Origin of the sequence: Shewanella sp. Choline-02u-19, from assembly GCF_002836205.1 — a bacterium.
In the GTDB taxonomy this organism is placed as follows: Bacteria; Pseudomonadota; Gammaproteobacteria; order Enterobacterales; family Shewanellaceae; genus Shewanella.
In genome coordinates this window covers 2,257,921-2,274,288 of sequence record NZ_PJBE01000013.1, presented here as the reverse complement: position 1 = coordinate 2,274,288, position 16,368 = coordinate 2,257,921, and the positions used below count along the sequence as shown (strand labels likewise).

Here is a 16,368-nt window from a genome sequence, read left to right as displayed (position 1 = left end):
TTTGCTGCAGTTAGAGCAATGGCTATTGATTATTGGTGCAATGGAGTATTGATTTATTTCTGAGTCGTTGTAGCAATACTCATTAGCGATATCGATGAATTGCTCGATATGTTGATATCCGCAACGGAGCAGCCCATACCCTTGGTTAAAATCTGCTGTTCTCAATAATGGCGGTCGCAAATTGACTAATTACATATTTTTGCATTGCAAAGTTTAGCGGCACAGCCGAGCAGGTAAGATGAGTTTTGCACTAATGTAGGCCTGTAAATGGGGGCTATTAGATTGGTTTAAGTCATTATTTTAAAAAAACTCAACATAAAACCAATATTTTTTGTGATGTTAGTCACTATTCACCCTCGGCCTGAGTTGTTAACACCCAAATGCTTAACTTCTACTTAACGTAAACGTCAAATTTAAACGGTCGTTTACATTGATGATTGTTCATTATGCTTTTAACTCGCTGGTAATTAAGAATTTATTTGATTAACGCCAAAGAGAAGTGTAAACACTTTCCGATATTCGCGATATTTTCATGCTCAATGTCAACCGTATTAAATGGTTTACATGTCGTAATTAATTTACGGAATGTAATTCTAGCGAGCTTGCTTGGTCAACTGGTCTTACAGGTCTTTATTTTTAAACTTACATAAACATCGTATTTGGTTAAGTGTTTGTTATTAGTGGTTATTGAATGAGTTTTTAGCTGTTGGTAACCATGTTGCACATGCGATTACAATCCTCTTTTGAGTGGGTGACTAACCTGGGATTACTTGCATCAGTCGCGGTTTATCGTTAGCTTTTATTACAAATAACGACATAAACCAAAGTGACCTCGAAATGCAGGAGTCGGCATTTCGAGGTCATTTGGGTATATACCTCAGAGTATGTTTTTTGTTGGGCTGCGATTTTCTACTCAAGAGAAAAAGAGTCCATTGCATTGTAGAAGCCGTATTTAGCCGCGCTAGATACACCACCGCAGGTCGGCGGTTTCATGAAGCATACATACAGGCGATACAGTTTGGAGATAAAGTTGATGGCAGAACAGATCACAATTGATAATAGCGTTGTTGAAGATGAACTTGTGATTACCGCTAGCACTGTCAGTGGACAAGAAACGGTATTAACAGCAGGTGCGGTAAGTTTACTTAAAACGCTCTGTAAGCACTTTGCTAACGATGTACCGACATTACTCGCCAACCGAAAGATAAAGCAAGGGCTTGTCGATAAAGGTCAGTTGCCTGATTTCATTGAACAGACTAAAGCCGTTCGTGAAAGTGACTGGAAGATCAGAGGGATCCCCCATGACTTGCAAGATAGGCGCGTTGAAATAACGGGGCCGGTTGATCGCAAAATGGTGATTAACGCGCTTAATGCCAATGCAAAAGTGTTTATGGCTGATTTTGAAGATTCACTTGCTCCAAGTTGGGATAAGGTGATTGAAGGGCAGATTAATTTACGTGATGCCATTAACGGTGACATCAGTTATACCTCTGCAGAAACGGGTAAATCATATACGTTAGCTGCTGATCCTGCGGTGTTGATTTGTCGTGTACGTGGGCTACACATGTTGGAGAAGCACGTAAGCTATGCAGAGCAAGCGATACCCGCGGCTTTATTCGACTTTTGTGTCTATTTTTATAATAACTATCGTCAGTTGTTAAGTAAGGGCAGTGGCCCGTACTTCTATATTCCTAAACTTGAAAGCCATATAGAAGCGCGTTGGTGGGCAAAGGTATTTGCGTTTGTAGAGGAGCGTTTTTGTCTACAACCTGGCACGATTAAATGTACCTGCTTAATAGAAACCCTACCTGCCGTGTTTGAGATGGATGAAATTTTATATGAATTACGCTCAAACATTGTGGCGCTTAACTGTGGGCGTTGGGACTATATATTCAGCTATATAAAAACACTGAATAACCATAGTGACCGTATATTACCTGACAGACAATCAGTGACAATGGATACCCCCTTTCTGAGTGCATACTCGCGCTTGTTGGTTAAAACGTGTCATAAGCGTGGCGCGTTAGCGATGGGCGGTATGGCTGCATTTATTCCTGCAAAAGATCCCAAAGAGAATCAACAGATCCTAGATAAAGTACGTCAAGACAAGCAGCTTGAAGCGCGAAATGGTCATGATGGCACTTGGGTGGCCCATCCAGGTTTGGCTGATACCGCAATGGAAGTCTTCAATCAGTATATTGGAGATAATCATGTCAATCAGCTGCATATCACTCGCGATGTCGATGCACCAATACTTGCTCCGGAGCTCTTGTCAGCCTGCAAAGGTGAGCGTACAGAAGATGGAATGCGTCGCAATATTCGTATTGCATTGCGCTATATAGAGGCATGGATCAACGGTAATGGCTGTGTCCCTATATATGGTTTAATGGAAGATGCTGCCACGGCCGAAATTTCTCGTACCTCGATTTGGCAGTGGATTAAGCATCAGCAGAAGCTATCGAATGGCACATTAGTCACAAAATCTTTGTTTAAAGACATGTTGCTTCAAGAGCTGGCTCACGTTAAAGAGGAGGTGGGGGCGGATAGATTCACCCATGGTCGCTTTACCGAAGCCGCGGTTATTCTTGAACAAACGACGACTGCAGATGAGCTGGTTGATTTTATCACTCAGCCCGTTTATGAGCTCCTTATTGCATAAGTTTTATTTTACAGAATAGGTTAACAGTGCATTTAAAGATTGAATGTAAAATAGGGTTTAAAATTTCAGTTTTACAAAGTGTTAGTTGCTGATTGGTTTTACAGTTTGGCTGCCTTTTGCGGCTTGTGTCCCCCGCGTAGTATTCCTACGTACTATGCGGGTTTTTAATAAAAAGAGTACTCTCCTGCTTCCCAGTATGGTGATGACTGTTTACGTTTGTGATTGGCGGCCCTCCGGGGTCGCATTTTTTTATTCTTCTTAAGCCTCCCATATTCACCATAAATGTCAGTTAAACGTCGCCGTAAGGCCAGTGAATCCTGCATTCTACGCCGATTTCGTATACAATTAATGCTATTAGACTGCTAAAGTCAGCGCTGAAAATAACCCGTAAAAAGCGCTATATCCTACATAGACGTTTGGCCGCTTAAGTTGCCATAAGTAGAGTCGCATTTGAAAGCTAACAGCATACAAGATACTAAGTTAAGAGGTGCGGACTATTGGACGCACAGGATCAGTGAGCAGGAGATGCCTGCACTATGCTCGACAGTTAAAACGTTAGAAAAACTGGCTAAAGATGATATTTCTTCGCTGGCGATATTAGGTCAAAGCGTGATGCATGATAACGCGCTTACATCGCGAATTTTACGAGTGGCCAATAGCGTCACCTACAGTAAAGGCATCACTCAGGTGACCACGGTCAGTAAGGCGGCGGTAGTACTGGGTTTTGATGCGATAAAGAATATCTGTATTACTGCAAAGTTACTGAGTAGCCTACTGGAAACTGAAGGTTTGTCTGAAGGGGTTTATAAACGTCTACTGGGTTTAATGGCGCAGGCTTTTCAGGCGGCGATGTTAACCAAAATGCTGATGCACGATCATGATGAGGAGTTGCAAGAGGAGGTCTTTATCGCTTCACTTCTTTATCATATCGGAGAGAGCGCTTTTTGGGGGACTGGTTGTGCAGAAACCTTAGTGTTAGACGCCAAGCTCAATAAATGCCAATCGACAGTGGAGCGTGACAAGGCTGTTAGGGAGGTTTTAGGCACTAGCTTTCAACAACTTTCAGCCGGTATCGCTCGTAGCTGGGGGTTAGGCAGTGTATTGATAAAATCGCTTAGTCAGCCTGATGAACGTACCCCTGAAATTCGCAGTATCTTTCTTGCCAACAAACTTAGCCAGCTTCTGTCGCAAACACCGCCATCGATACTGGAATTATCTAAACGCTTAAAACAAACTGCCAATATTTTAAATATTGAAATTGATGAATTAAAAGCGCGCATGATCCGCTGTCATAAAGCCACGGAAATCATGGCGGATGCTTACGGCGCCCATGTATTAATTGATTTTTTACCAGATGTAAACCAACTTATTCTTGAGCACAATGTCCCTGAGCCTCAGCCTGTAATAAGAGCTGCCGATGTGTTTGAACAGTTAAAGTGTCTACGGGCATTAACGCAATGTGCGTTGAACAAGGCTGATTTCAACCAGGTCTTGTCGATAACGCTTCAGGGAGTGTTAAAAGGTGTGGGGGTTGACCGATGTGCGGTGTTGTTGCTCACCCCAAACCGCAAGGCATTGCAGCCGCGTATCGTATTAGGCGACGGTGCAGCTGAGATGAAAAACAATTTTACTATCGATCTCAATGGAGATAAAAATCTGTTTCAAGAGTCTATTCAAATCAAGAGTGCGCTGTTTGTTGATAATCCACATTCAAGTAAATGGCGGCTTTATATGGATGATACATTAAGGGCATTGACGTCACCTTCAGGCTTTATGGTTGCGCCCTTGATTATGAACCATACGGTGATTGGCGTTTTATATGCCGACAAAGACACTTCAGGAAGGCGCTTGAGCAAAGAGGATTTTGTAGGTTTTAGCCATTTTGCTGAACTTTCCAATGTCTGTTTTTCTGCTGCAGTTAAGTAGCCTTTTTACTTTTTTAGTTGACGCTCTCAATGTTAATTGGGACGTGTACCCCCATACTCTAAAGCGCTATCGTTATGCTAAGGGGCGTCAGCTGCAATTATTTGCGTTGTAATCGATTTTGCAATGTCATTTGGAATGGGAAAGCTCAAATGATATTGGGCAATTTTCCAACCCTGTTCAGTCTTTATCAAAGTGCCTGTGCCACGGCTCACTCCGTAAGATGCGCTATTAAGAATTTCATCAAACCAGATAACCTCCCCATGCTGAGTCATTACTCGGCTGGTTAAGTCATAACGCCAACCTTTTGTGGGTCGCGCATATTGCTCAAATGTCGCCTTATCCCAGTGTTCATTGACATCTGTACCGATAAATATGCCATTGTCAGCGTACAGGTCAAAATAGTTGTCCCAATCAGCATTAGCTGAATAGATATTAAGGTGGTCCAGAAGGGCTGCTGCTTGTTGCTTATCATCATTTTGGCTGCTTGTTTGCGCAGCGGCATTGAATCCAAATAATAGCAATGTTAATAGTGTTGCTCGCCATAATGTTGATGTTCTATGGTGTAGGTTAAACATAAATCCCTCATGATATTGGTTTTGTTTTAGTGCATCTCATCGATTGTATTTTCAATAATGTATTAGGGGCTATTGCTCTTTCACGGTTGTTTTTGCCGCCGTTTTAGCAAGCTGGGCGTTATGTCATTTAGCCCGTTAGGTGCCATCGCTTAAGTCTGATACGAATACATTATGCTACATCACAAAGGATCGCAAAAATTAGTGCGATAGGTCTACAGTCCTACTGCCAGTTTACAGGATCGAGCTTATAAAAAGTGCTCAACTCCTTATATAGCGCTGAATGTTGGGTTATAAACGCTTGAGGTTGTTCGAAGAATACTTCACTAATCACAGCAAAAAACTCAGCGGGATTGGTTGCACCGTAATAGCTAAATAATGAATATTGCTGCAGTTGGCTGGCTTCAACTAATTGTTGGTACTCCTGCATCATTACGGCTGACCAAGATGCATAGTCTTGTGTTCGGGTTAATATAGGCGCGCCGTTAGCATTACCGTCCTCTTGGTCAAGTTGGTGAGCAAACTCATGAATGACCACGTTACTGCCATCATCAGGCACTGCTGCGCCCTCTTTGGTGGTTTGCCACGATAGGATCACTTTGCCATGCTGCCATGACTCCCCCGAGAGAACTCGACTGCGCTCTGACACTAGGCCATTTGCATCGCGTTGTTCATTGTTAACGACAAATACGGATGGATAGATAAGGATCTCTTTTAAGTGTGGGTAGAAGTCAGTTTTGCGGTTGAGTAGCAGCAAGCATGCTTGGGCTGCCACCGTCACGCGAATATCATCATCAATTTCTAGACCGTCACACCCAACAAACTGTTTCTCTGCAATAAACACCTGGATATGTTTTTTCAGCTGCAGTTGCAGATCTGTAGGAAGTGAGCGGAAAAAGGGGATTCGCTTTTTTAGAATGACACGCCAAGCCTGGGGAAAGGGCGCTTGAGTCAGCATTTTTCTGCGCCGGTTGGCACGCCATGTTCGACTAACAATCCAAAAAATAGCGCTACCGCTAATGAGTAATATCAATAAAATCGCAAGCATCAGAATCCCTAATTAACATGTGAAGCCAAGATCCTCGTTACCGATAATGTGGCTAATGTTAATGATATGTGGACTAGGCAGTTGGAATTCAACGATAAAAGTGCAATATCGGGATTTTTTATGGGAAATAAGCAGTTGATGGAGTCTTGATAGGATAAAAAAAGGCTGACAGATCAATAATTAAAAACGTTTCCATTTCTGCCAGCTAAGTTGGGAGGGTGGTTACTCTACAATAATACTTTTCTCTATTTCTTTTCTCTCTTGTTGTGTCTTATTAAAATGATGTTCAATTAAAAAGCGCACTAGTTTTGACTTGGCAACATCACCGTCATCAGCCAAGGTTGCCAGATGGGCAATGGCAGATTCACTCAATGTGAATGTTGATTTTCTAAACGGAGCATTTCCTTTTGTTATTCTTTTAACCGTTGCCGATTTTGCTACAACGGACACATCGTCAGCGAGAACATTCAATGCAGACAAATTCAATGGGTGCTTGTTAAAGTTTAGCTCAATCACCTTATTTGTTGAGGGAGCAAGTTGCGCTTCTCCGACAGCATAGCGGTTAGCATCATTGATGAAATCATCAATTAAATCATCTAACGCTAACTGAGATGTCTGGATTTTATGATGAGTAGACTTAGACAGCGTAGAGTTTTTCTTGAGATCTGTCAGACCCATATTCACCTCTCATCTTTTTCATCTGTTTTTCGGCGATACGATTGCGTATCTCTGTTGCATTAGTCACTTGTAGCATTTCGGTGGCTATACCACGGATCTCGTTGGCAGCTTTACCCTGTGGTTCAATTTCCAACACAGATAAGCCTGACTCTTCACTGTCATCATAGATGTTTCGGCTATAAGTAATGGCATCAAGAACGTTGATGTCATAGGTTTTACACACTTCTTTAGCTTCTAAAATACGGTTAGCTTGGTTAGGTAAACTAGGGCATTGGGTTATGACAAATGTTGCGCGCATTTTTGGGTTAATCATCATACATGTTGCGACAATATCATCCATATGACTCACGGTTTTAAGGTCTCGGCGTTTAGGTCTGAGCGGCATGAGTACATGTGATGCTACTGACATTGTTGCGCGAAGGGCGAGGTTGTCCTGGCCACCACAATCAACAATGACATAGTCATAGTGTTGCTCAAGACTGAGTAAGTCATTACGTATTTTTCCGTATAACTGTACGCAGTTGATACTGGGTAATTCTGGGTTGTTATTTCTGGCATGGATCCAGTCTGAAGTGGTACGTTGAGGATCGCAATCAACCATAATCACTGAAGCTTGGCATTCTGCTGTTAAGAAAACGGCAATATTTTGCGCTAAACAGCTTTTACCACTACCGCCTTTTTCACCACCAACTAATATAATCATGCTTTTTCCTCAAGTACGCGTTTATTTATCTGACTGTTAAGAAGCTGCTGGATGCGCACTGGTTTTATTGGGATAGCTTTATTAACTTCTGTCACCCAATGCAACAGCTGTAACATTAATTTAGGCTGCGATAGGCTTAAGGTCAACGGTATGATTTTTGACACTTTTATTTCAATTGACTGATGAAGTATTTTTGACAAAAAAAGCGCTTTCGTTGGTTTTTTGACACTTCAGTCAGTGAAAAGGCTTACTAAGCTTGTTTGTTAATTTTATTAGTGGCTTAGGTGGTTTTTAGGGCGTAAATATGTAGTCTAAACGGGTGTGTTTACCCAGTAGTTAGGTAATATCGTTATCACTCTTAAGTTTAATATTTCAAAAGTGACCTTTATCTATTACTTATATACTAATTGATTATATTGGGTTCGTGGGTCATAACCACTTAGTACCCATTCAGTGCTCGAGAATGTAAAGCGATAAGCGCGTTATAAAAAATGACGCCTTTGAATCCTACTCCATGTTAGGCTTTGCCGATGAATCAGCAGCAGTCATAAACACGGATGCAGCACAGTGGATGAGACATTATTACAAGAAGCGATTAGCCAGAAAATGCCCTTTGGCAAATATGCTGGGCGCTATTTACTCGAATTACCAGAGCCATACTTGGTGTGGTTTCACTCAAAAGGTTTTCCTGAGGGCAAGCTGGGGCAGCAACTGGCGTTAATGTATGAAGTGAAGCTCAATGGGCTTGAAGGTATGTTGCAACCCCTGCTCGACAAGGTAAAACGGGCAAGGTGACCGATTTATTACTTAATGCAATGGGTATTAATTGCTTCTTAAAAAAGTTCCGTGATAGGGCTAAATTTCCTTTGGAATGAGAGTTGCGTCTAATAGTTGGAGATTAGGTTATGATTAGTGAAGAGTATTAGAGATTTATGCTTTATTGCATGCTTTAATATATTTGAATTGATAACTTTGAAAGGAAATTTCCGATGATAGCTAAAATAGTTAAATTGGCTGCAGCAGCAACACTGGCTCTTGGTATGTCTAGCGCTTGGGCTCAAGGTGTTATGCATGAAGGTACTGTCATGGATACTATGAATGGCGGCGGTTATACCTATGTACAGATTAAAGAAGCTGACCAAACATTTTGGGCAGCGGGTCCACAAATTGAAGTTAAGAAAGGCGATAACGTCGTTGTTCAAGAGCAGATGTGGATGAGCGACTTTGCCAGCAAAACGTTAAATCGTACTTTTGACAAGCTATTGTTTGTTGGCAGTATCGACAAGAAGTAATACGGGTCTGGTTGTAGCTAAGAGCTCAACTGGTATCACAGTATAAGAAAACGGTGCAGACTTTGTCTGCGCCGTTTTCTTTTGTCATGAACTAGCGCAAAATAACGCTATTGTTTCGTTTGATTGATTGCCATGCTCAGAATTATTCCTTATAGCAAGTGTTATGCGGTCCAAGTTAGCCACTTATTTCATCTGGCCATTAATGTTATCGCCGATGATGTTTACTCTATAGCAGAGAAACAAGCTTGGTCATCTTCGCCTCGTTCCGGCTACCATTGGCACAAAAGGCTATCACGATCAAAAGCTTGGCTAATGATCGATGATGAACGTGATGTACAAGGTGTGCCTTTTTGTTGCGGTTTGGTCAACCTTGAGACTCATTTTAATACTCGTGGCTATATTGACAGTCTCTATGTCCACCCTGATTATCAACATCGGGGGATCGCCACTGCACTTTTCACGCAATTACAAACTTGGGCGACTTCCGCCAATATCAGTAACTTGTCAGTGGATGCTTCTAAGCTTTCAAAACCGCTGTTTCTCTCTCATGGCTTTAGACTCCACCATCGCAGTTATCAAGAAAAGCGCGGTCAAATTATAATGGGTTATTTAATGAGTAAAGTGCTGTCAGTACAGGAGCAAAGTTAAGCTGGATAAAATGATGAGTGTGAGATTGTTTACTGAACAGGATGTCGACCAACTCGCGACCTTGTTCCACCTGAGTATCACGCAGGGAGCCAGTAGCCACTATAGTGCTGATGAACGTGCAGTGTGGTCACAAGCGCCTCGAAGTCATCAAGATTGGCTTACAAGGTTACAGCCTACTACAACATGGGTGGCGGTTGAGAGAGGCGTTATTGCGGGGTTTATCAACCTCAAGCCTGCACGGCTTAAACCATCGGACGGCGCTGAAGAGGTGCTTACGGCTGACATCGATTGTCTGTTTAGTCACCCTGATTTTACCGGAAGAGGAGTGGCCACTGCACTTTACGGCTATTTAGAAGAGTATGCTGCGGCGCAACATATAAAAGAACTCACGGTTGAGGCATCTTATTTAGCCAAGCCCTTTTTCGAAAAACAGGGATATAAGGTGCTTTCAAAGAACCGACATCCACGCGCAGGGCAGGTATTAGTTAACTTTAGCATGAGTAAAGTGCTGATAAATAAGTGACGTTGGATTGAAAGAATACCCCATCAAATAACGAGGTACTCTGTTCTGTTCTGTTCTGTTAGCTAACGCTAATGGGCAGCTATCAGCGTTAACGTCTATGGCTAGTGTAATGCACCTGTGGCTCTATTACGTCCACGAGTGTTTCCGGCCGTGCCATAAAACGAATAAAAGCTTCTGCTAAGGTGAGCGTCTCGACACTGCGCTGCCAGCTGGACTGTAAAATAGGTGAGTAACCCTCTTTACCTGATGCGGTATATGCTGATGACACGCCGATATACTGTTGTTCAGGGTCAATATCAAACCACTGCGGTATGCCTTCAACGTGGCGCATAATTTCAAGCTTAATGATCCGTCCACCTAAGGTTTGTCTGCCATCATAAAAATACTTAAGGCCATAGGTGTAAGGGAAACTGCCTGCTCCAGTGCCGATGACACTATTATTCGTGGCAGCATTAATGGCAGATTCTAACATCTCAAATAGACAGCGGCCTTGAATTTGGTAGGTCACTAAAGGCAGGTCAAACGGCAAAATACGGCCGATCACTTCGGCAAGGCTTAATTGCCCTTTGTTAAGTGACTGCCTAACACCACCGGCATTGTGCAGTGCAAAATCAACTTCAATGCCCATATCGACAGTTTCTTGGAACATACTCCGGCTGACCAAAGGCGCTATCTCACTGCCATGGGGCAGTGCTTTGCTCGGTAAGCGTGTATGAATGAGGTTTCTTGGCACAAAGCCGAGAATTTGATTGTCGAGGGCATCAAGCGTTGGCCGATATTTTTTAAGGATAGCTTGCTGAATGACACTGTCTTCGCCATCCCAAAAAATAGCCGGGTTAGCGTCAAGTTTTGCGCGGATCGCCAGATAATTATCAGCGCTGACTTCACCTTCACCCGCTTGCAATATAAATTGCTGGTCGAGCATAAAATGATTGCCGCCGTTAAGATCTGTCACTGTGCCTTTGTCATCAAACGTAATATCAGCGATGCCTATGTTTTCGGCGTATTTTCCAGCATGCACAATCGGCGTGTTGTTCACGCGCTCCGCATAAGGCATATTGCTTAATCCCAACTCGCGAAAATCCCCTTGCAGCGTGTGAGAATGGCCGCCAACAATCAAACTGATCCCATCAACGTCTTGGGCGAGTATTTTGTCTTGGTCTAACCCAAGATGACTCAGCACGATGATGTGAACAATACCTTCTGCATGAAGCTTAGCGACGGTGCGCCTCGTCGTTTCAATGGCATTGATAAAATGCGTATCTTCGTCGGGGCGGGCAATCTCTTTCATTTGATCAAGCGTGATCCCGACAATAGCGACTTGTTTATCCTGCAGTGGCTTTAAAATATACTTGGCTGTCTGCGTGTCGTTGTCGTAATCATAAAGGTTAGGGTGCGAGGCCAATCGTGCTGTTTTGTGTTGGCTTTCTTGGCTTAGATCCATATTGCCCGCAAGTAAAGGGAACTGGATATCGTTAAGGAAATCTAAGACCGGGCCGTTACCTGCATCTATTTCATGATTACCGAGTACCATCGCATCGGGCTTTAACAGGTTCAGCAGATCCGAATTGGCTTTGCCTTTGAACTCTTTAAAGTAAAGTGTGCCTTGAAAGCTGTCGCCGCCATGTAAGAACAGAAACGATTGCTGATTGGCTTTGGCCGACAATTTGGCCTGAGATAGTTGGTAACCAATACGTGCGTATCCACCACTATGAGTGTATAGCGTTAATGCTTGTTGTTGCTCGAATATCGTAAACTGCAGTCGGTTTGCGTCGAAATGAGAATGTGTGTCGTTGATGTGGGCAAGTTTTAAAGTGTAATTAGACGTCATCTTAATCCTCAGAACCAAACAAGAATTATAGCACTAACCATTCTGATTGGTGAAATACTGATTTTGGCGGTTAAAAAAAGGAGCTAAGCTCCCTTTTTTTATTGATACCCAAGCGGCTTGGGTATGCAAGATAATTAGCCCTTATCTGACTTGTCATCAAACTCGCCGTCGTCTGACAGCACAATGCCTTTATGCTTCATTCTACGACTCCACAATTTACGCGCTAATTGCTGCATATCTGTGACAGGGTCGTTGGAATCGACAATTTCGAGTCCTAGAAGTGATTCGACGATATCTTCCAGCGTCACAATGCCTTCACCTGAGCCGTATTCATCAACCACCATCGCAATCTTGGTATTACGCTTAATCATTAACTCAAATAGCGGTAGAATTTTTGCAGTCTCAGGAATGACCAGTAAGTTATGCTTCAGCACTGCAATGGGCTCATTCGGCGTTTTCCGCTCTGCCAGCAGTACGTCGTTACGATTGATGTAGCCGATAATATTATCGGGTTCATCTTGGTAAACGGGGATTCGGGTAAAGGGTTTTGTCATATATGTAGTGGCAAAATCACCTTGGGTTAATGTTATTGGTAGCTTAAACATCACCGTACGAGGTGTCATGATGGTGGTGACAGGCATCTCTTTAACAGACAACATTTGAGTCAGAATTTTTGACTCCTGCTCATCTAGTTCGCCAGAGACTCTACCAATTTCTGCCATTGCACTCATCTCTTGACGAATATACTGACCTTCATCGCCTTTACCCATTAGTTGGGTTACCTGCTTAGACATCCAGATAAGTGGCTTGGTTGCACGCTCCATCCACACTAAGGCGATTGAGACTGTTGGGGCAAGTGAGCGCCAGTAGTTTGCACCTAATGTTTTAGGAATGATTTCTGAGAAGAACAAAATAAGAAAGGTAAGCACACCTGAAAACACGCCTAACATCTCGTCACCAAACACTTTAGCGGCTTGCGCGCCGGCAACAGCGGCACCAACAGTGTGAGCAATGGTATTTAAAGTAAGGATAGAAACGAGTGGAGATTCAACGTTTTCTTTTTGTTTATTCAACCTTGTTGCTGCAGCGGGGTTTGTTGCGGCAAGAGTGGCGATATAACTGGGTGTGACTGAGAGTAAAACTGCTTCAAACACACTACAAAGAAAAGAGATAGTAATGGCGACAAAAACGATAATGACAAGAGTTATCATACAGGTGAAATTACACTTCCAAATGGCGGACCAACATTGGTCTGAGCGGATTCTAGCACAGGTTTATATTATCCGTGATATGAGCAAATGAAGTTTAGACGCTATTTTTCGCGGTTTTTGCCTCTATGTGCAGTCCGTTATCCTTTGCTTAGTGGGTTTGTCTTGGTTTGGCGGATGAAACATTGAGTATAAGTGTATGAAATAGCAGCATGAGCATATTAGGAGGCCTAGGTTACTGGCCAAATTTTGTTAGGATCTGTATAATTCGCCGCCCGGATGCAGGTTTTAGGTTTTTGAGGTTACATACATGAGTGAAAAGAAGATCAATTTATTAGATCTTGATCGTAAATCGATGAGAGCGGTATTTGCCGAAATGGGTGAAAAGCCATTCCGTGCCGATCAATTGATGAAATGGCTTTATCACTTTGGTGTGAGTGACTTTGAAGAGATGACTAACATCAACAAAGCATTACGAGCAAAGTTAGCGCGTAAATTTGAAATTGTTGCGCCTGCCATTTCAAGTTATCAAAAATCAGCTGATGGCACTATCAAGTTTGCTATTGACGTAGGTAATGGCCAAGAAGTTGAAACGGTATACATACCGGAAGAAGATCGCGCCACTTTATGTGTCTCGTCTCAAGTAGGTTGTGCACTTGAATGTACCTTCTGCTCAACGGGGGCTCAAGGCTTTAACCGTAACCTGACCGTGTCTGAAATTATTGGCCAGGTTTGGCGTGTCGCTGACTTTATTGGCTTTGTGAAAGATACCGGCGATCGCCCTATCACTAACGTTGTTATGATGGGAATGGGTGAGCCACTACTTAACTTGAAGAACGTTATTCCGGCAATGGATATCATGTTAGATGATTTCGGTTTTAGCTTGTCTAAGCGTCGTGTTACCGTGTCGACGTCAGGTGTTGTGCCAGCGTTAGATATTCTTGGCGACGCATTGGATGTGGCGTTAGCTGTCAGCATTCACGCGCCAAACGATGAGCTACGAGATGTATTGGTACCTGTCAACAAGAAGTACCCATTAGAAGATTTTCTCGCGGGGATCCGTCGCTATATCGCCAAGTCTAATGCTAACCGTGGTCGTGTGACTGTTGAGTATGTAATGCTTGATCACATTAATGACAGTACTGACCAAGCGCATGAATTGGCCAAACTGATGAAAGATACGCCATGTAAAGTAAATTTAATTCCCTTTAACCCATATCCAGGTTCTCCTTACGGCCGTTCGTCTAATTCACGAATAGATCGTTTTTCTAAAGTACTGATGGAATATGGCTTAACGGTTATTGTGCGTAAAACTCGTGGTGACGATATCGATGCCGCTTGTGGTCAACTTGCAGGTGATATTAGAGACAGAACCAAGCGTTTAGCGAAAAAACGCATGCAAGAGAATCAAATTTCGGTCACAATGGATTAACTCTTTGTATCTATTGGTAGATAGGCTAAACGATGAATCATAGAAAGGTGAGCGTGCCGTTGGTTATTTTGTTGTCTGCAACAGTGCTTTCGGGCTGCGTGACACAAAATACCTATACTGGCACTGATACACCTGTCTCTGAACGAAAAGTCAATAAAGTGGCCGCGGCACGTCAACGGGTACAGTTAGGCTTAACCTATCTACAAAAAGGTAATAGTGAGCAAGCCAAAGCGAATTTAGACCGCGCTTTAGCTTTTGCTCCTGAGCTTGAAGATGTGCATATCGCATTTGCATATTATTACAGTTCAGTAGGTGAATTAGAAAAGACCGAACAGGCATACCGACAAGCAACAAACCTTCGGGATGCCAGCGGAGATTCATTTAATAATTTCGGTACATTCCTGTGTCAACAAGGTCAATATGCTGAGTCTGAAAAGATGTTCCTTAAAGCCGTTGAACGTCCTTTGTATACTCAGTCAGCATCGACTTATGAGAACTTGGGAATTTGTAGCCGAAAAGCAGGTCTAACAGAGAAAGCGCAACAGTATTTTGCTATGGCGCTTAAGTATGATCCTAGAAGACGCACCTCGCTTATCGAGTTAACTGAAATTGAACTTGAAGCAAAACGGTATACAGAGGCGAGAGTTCGGCTGTCACGCTACCATAAAGTAGCGGTCGAATCTCCAATCAGTTTAGCGCTGGGAATTGAAATTGAACAAGGTCTGAATGACGATGAAGCAGTTAGGAAATTTGGTATTTTACTCTTAGCAAAGTTTCCTTCTTCGCCTCAGGCCAAGCAATATCGGGCTAATACGCATTGATGAAAAATGAACAGAATGATCTGCCCAACATAGATAACAACGACACTGAAAGCCTAGTGGAAGAGTCAACACTCACACTGGGCGTTTTGCTAAAAAAAGCCCGCGAAAATAAAGGCGTTTCAGTAGAGGATATTGCGACGCAATTGCATTTGCGCCCGAGTATCATACTTGATATTGAAGCAGACAATTTATTAGCAGTCGGCGCGGCGACCTATGTACGCGGCTACGTAAAAAATTATGCTCGCGCGGTGCAAGCAGACCCTTTTGAAGTGCAAGTTTGCTTAGATAAACAGCTGTTAAATGATGCTGAACCGTCAATGCAAAGCTTTTCACGCAAGAGAACACACCAAGCTCGTGACGGTCGGTTGATGTTTGTCACCTACGTCATTGTGTTTGTATTGTTGGCCTTAATGGTGTTGTGGTGGTTTCAAAAATCATCCATAGAAACCAACGTCGATTACTCACAACCAACGGTTGAGGAAGTTGCCGCATCTGCGGAGGAGGCTTTCTTTAATGAAATATCTGGCAATGGACAAACAACAAACTCGCAAAGTATCGATAATGATGAGACCGTTTATACGGCATCAAACCAAGAGGGTGCGACTGAAACTTTGAGCACTCAACCCCAGAATAGCCTCGCCAGCGCGCCGCAGTCAGCAGGACAGATGCTGGTTTCAATGGTTGAGAGCCGACTAGGCGATAATGCCTCGAATGACGCTAATAGCGCCGCTGGGCAAGTTAATCTCAATAGCGATGCTACGCTGTCAGATTTGGTCTTAAACCTCACGGGCGATTGCTGGATAAAAGTGACAGATGCGAACGGTAAGACACTGATCAATGGTTTAAAAAAGCCAGGAAATAACATCAATGTTACAGGCGCAGAGCCTTTCGCAGTGATATTGGGCGCTCCACAAGTTGTGAGTATTGAGCTCAATGGAACTCAAGTTAGTTTGCAACAATATCCTAGCGGTGAAGTGGCGCACTTAAGCCTGCCTCTGGCTGGACAATAACAGATGACTGAGCACAA

15 protein-coding genes are annotated in these 16,368 nt (G+C 43.1%); 9 read left to right on the top strand and 6 right to left on the bottom strand.

Annotated features, from left to right (window positions below; all coding sequences use genetic code 11):
- Nucleotides 1-1,033 precede the first annotated feature (1,033 nt).
- Together aceB and CXF83_RS16600 are read left to right on the top strand one after the other, a co-directional pair.
- Nucleotides 1,034-2,659, top strand: a complete 1,626-nt coding sequence (aceB, locus tag CXF83_RS16605) for a malate synthase A (RefSeq protein ID WP_101093375.1) — start codon at nt 1,034-1,036, stop codon at nt 2,657-2,659.
- A 525-nt stretch (nt 2,660-3,184) separates the two neighbouring features.
- Nucleotides 3,185-4,585, top strand: a complete 1,401-nt coding sequence (locus CXF83_RS16600) for an HDOD domain-containing protein (RefSeq protein WP_101093384.1) — start codon at nt 3,185-3,187, stop codon at nt 4,583-4,585.
- 77 nt (nt 4,586-4,662) lie between these two features.
- Here the strand turns inward: CXF83_RS16600 and CXF83_RS16595 are convergent, their stop codons facing one another.
- The 4 genes from CXF83_RS16595 to CXF83_RS16580 form a co-directional block, all read right to left on the bottom strand.
- Nucleotides 4,663-5,160, bottom strand: a complete 498-nt coding sequence (locus tag CXF83_RS16595; RefSeq protein ID WP_101093374.1) for a nuclear transport factor 2 family protein — start codon at nt 5,158-5,160, stop codon at nt 4,663-4,665.
- A 220-nt stretch (nt 5,161-5,380) separates the two neighbouring features.
- Entirely contained in the window at nt 5,381-6,205 is an 825-nt protein-coding gene (locus tag CXF83_RS16590) for a zinc-dependent peptidase (RefSeq protein ID WP_101093373.1), read from the bottom strand.
- Nucleotides 6,206-6,427: 222 nt separating this feature from the next.
- Nucleotides 6,428-6,883, bottom strand: coding sequence for a CopG family transcriptional regulator (locus tag CXF83_RS16585; protein ID WP_101093372.1), 456 nt, complete (start codon nt 6,881-6,883; stop codon nt 6,428-6,430).
- A complete protein-coding gene (locus tag CXF83_RS16580; RefSeq protein WP_101093371.1) occupies nt 6,843-7,586 on the bottom strand; it encodes an AAA family ATPase in 744 nt (247 codons plus the stop codon). Before CXF83_RS16580 ends, CXF83_RS16585 begins: the two co-directional genes overlap by 41 nt.
- A gap of 567 nt (nt 7,587-8,153) precedes the next feature.
- Here CXF83_RS16580 and CXF83_RS16570 point away from each other — a divergent pair.
- The 4 genes from CXF83_RS16570 (at nt 8,154) to CXF83_RS16555 (ending at nt 10,049) form a co-directional block, all read left to right on the top strand.
- The gene (locus tag CXF83_RS16570; protein WP_101093369.1) at nt 8,154-8,381 is read left to right on the top strand and encodes a DUF3820 family protein; all 228 of its coding nucleotides are present in this window, start codon (nt 8,154-8,156) and stop codon (nt 8,379-8,381) included.
- A gap of 194 nt (nt 8,382-8,575) precedes the next feature.
- Complete coding sequence (locus tag CXF83_RS16565) at nt 8,576-8,878, top strand: NrfJ (RefSeq protein ID WP_101093368.1); 303 nt, start codon at nt 8,576-8,578, stop codon at nt 8,876-8,878.
- A gap of 132 nt (nt 8,879-9,010) precedes the next feature.
- The gene (locus CXF83_RS16560) at nt 9,011-9,526 is read left to right on the top strand and encodes a GNAT family N-acetyltransferase (RefSeq protein ID WP_101093367.1); all 516 of its coding nucleotides are present in this window, start codon (nt 9,011-9,013) and stop codon (nt 9,524-9,526) included.
- 19 nt (nt 9,527-9,545) lie between these two features.
- On the top strand, nt 9,546-10,049 hold the full coding sequence (locus CXF83_RS16555) for a GNAT family N-acetyltransferase (protein WP_232775201.1): 504 nt from the start codon (nt 9,546-9,548) through the stop codon (nt 10,047-10,049).
- An 88-nt stretch (nt 10,050-10,137) separates the two neighbouring features.
- Here CXF83_RS16555 and CXF83_RS16550 read toward each other — a convergent pair whose 3' ends face one another.
- Together CXF83_RS16550 and CXF83_RS16545 are read right to left on the bottom strand one after the other, a co-directional pair.
- Nucleotides 10,138-11,880: a bifunctional metallophosphatase/5'-nucleotidase gene (locus CXF83_RS16550; RefSeq protein ID WP_101093365.1), complete on the bottom strand. Its 1,743-nt coding sequence runs from the start codon at nt 11,878-11,880 to the stop codon at nt 10,138-10,140.
- A 134-nt stretch (nt 11,881-12,014) separates the two neighbouring features.
- Nucleotides 12,015-13,091 carry a CNNM domain-containing protein gene (locus tag CXF83_RS16545; protein ID WP_101093364.1) on the bottom strand — a complete coding sequence of 359 codons (1,077 nt, stop codon included), beginning with the start codon at nt 13,089-13,091 and terminating at the stop codon, nt 12,015-12,017.
- A 307-nt stretch (nt 13,092-13,398) separates the two neighbouring features.
- Here CXF83_RS16545 and CXF83_RS16540 point away from each other — a divergent pair, with 307 nt between their 5' ends.
- From CXF83_RS16540 to CXF83_RS16530, 3 genes are read left to right on the top strand one after another with little or no spacing between them, the layout of a single operon-like run.
- Complete coding sequence (locus tag CXF83_RS16540) at nt 13,399-14,520, top strand: bifunctional tRNA (adenosine(37)-C2)-methyltransferase TrmG/ribosomal RNA large subunit methyltransferase RlmN (protein ID WP_101093363.1); 1,122 nt, start codon at nt 13,399-13,401, stop codon at nt 14,518-14,520.
- A gap of 32 nt (nt 14,521-14,552) precedes the next feature.
- The gene (gene pilW, locus CXF83_RS16535; RefSeq protein WP_101093361.1) at nt 14,553-15,341 is read left to right on the top strand and encodes a type IV pilus biogenesis/stability protein PilW; all 789 of its coding nucleotides are present in this window, start codon (nt 14,553-14,555) and stop codon (nt 15,339-15,341) included.
- The gene (locus CXF83_RS16530; protein WP_101093359.1) at nt 15,341-16,351 is read left to right on the top strand and encodes a RodZ domain-containing protein; all 1,011 of its coding nucleotides are present in this window, start codon (nt 15,341-15,343) and stop codon (nt 16,349-16,351) included. The genes pilW and CXF83_RS16530 overlap by 1 nt, the downstream gene beginning before the upstream one ends.
- The last annotated feature ends 17 nt before the right edge of the window (nt 16,352-16,368 follow it).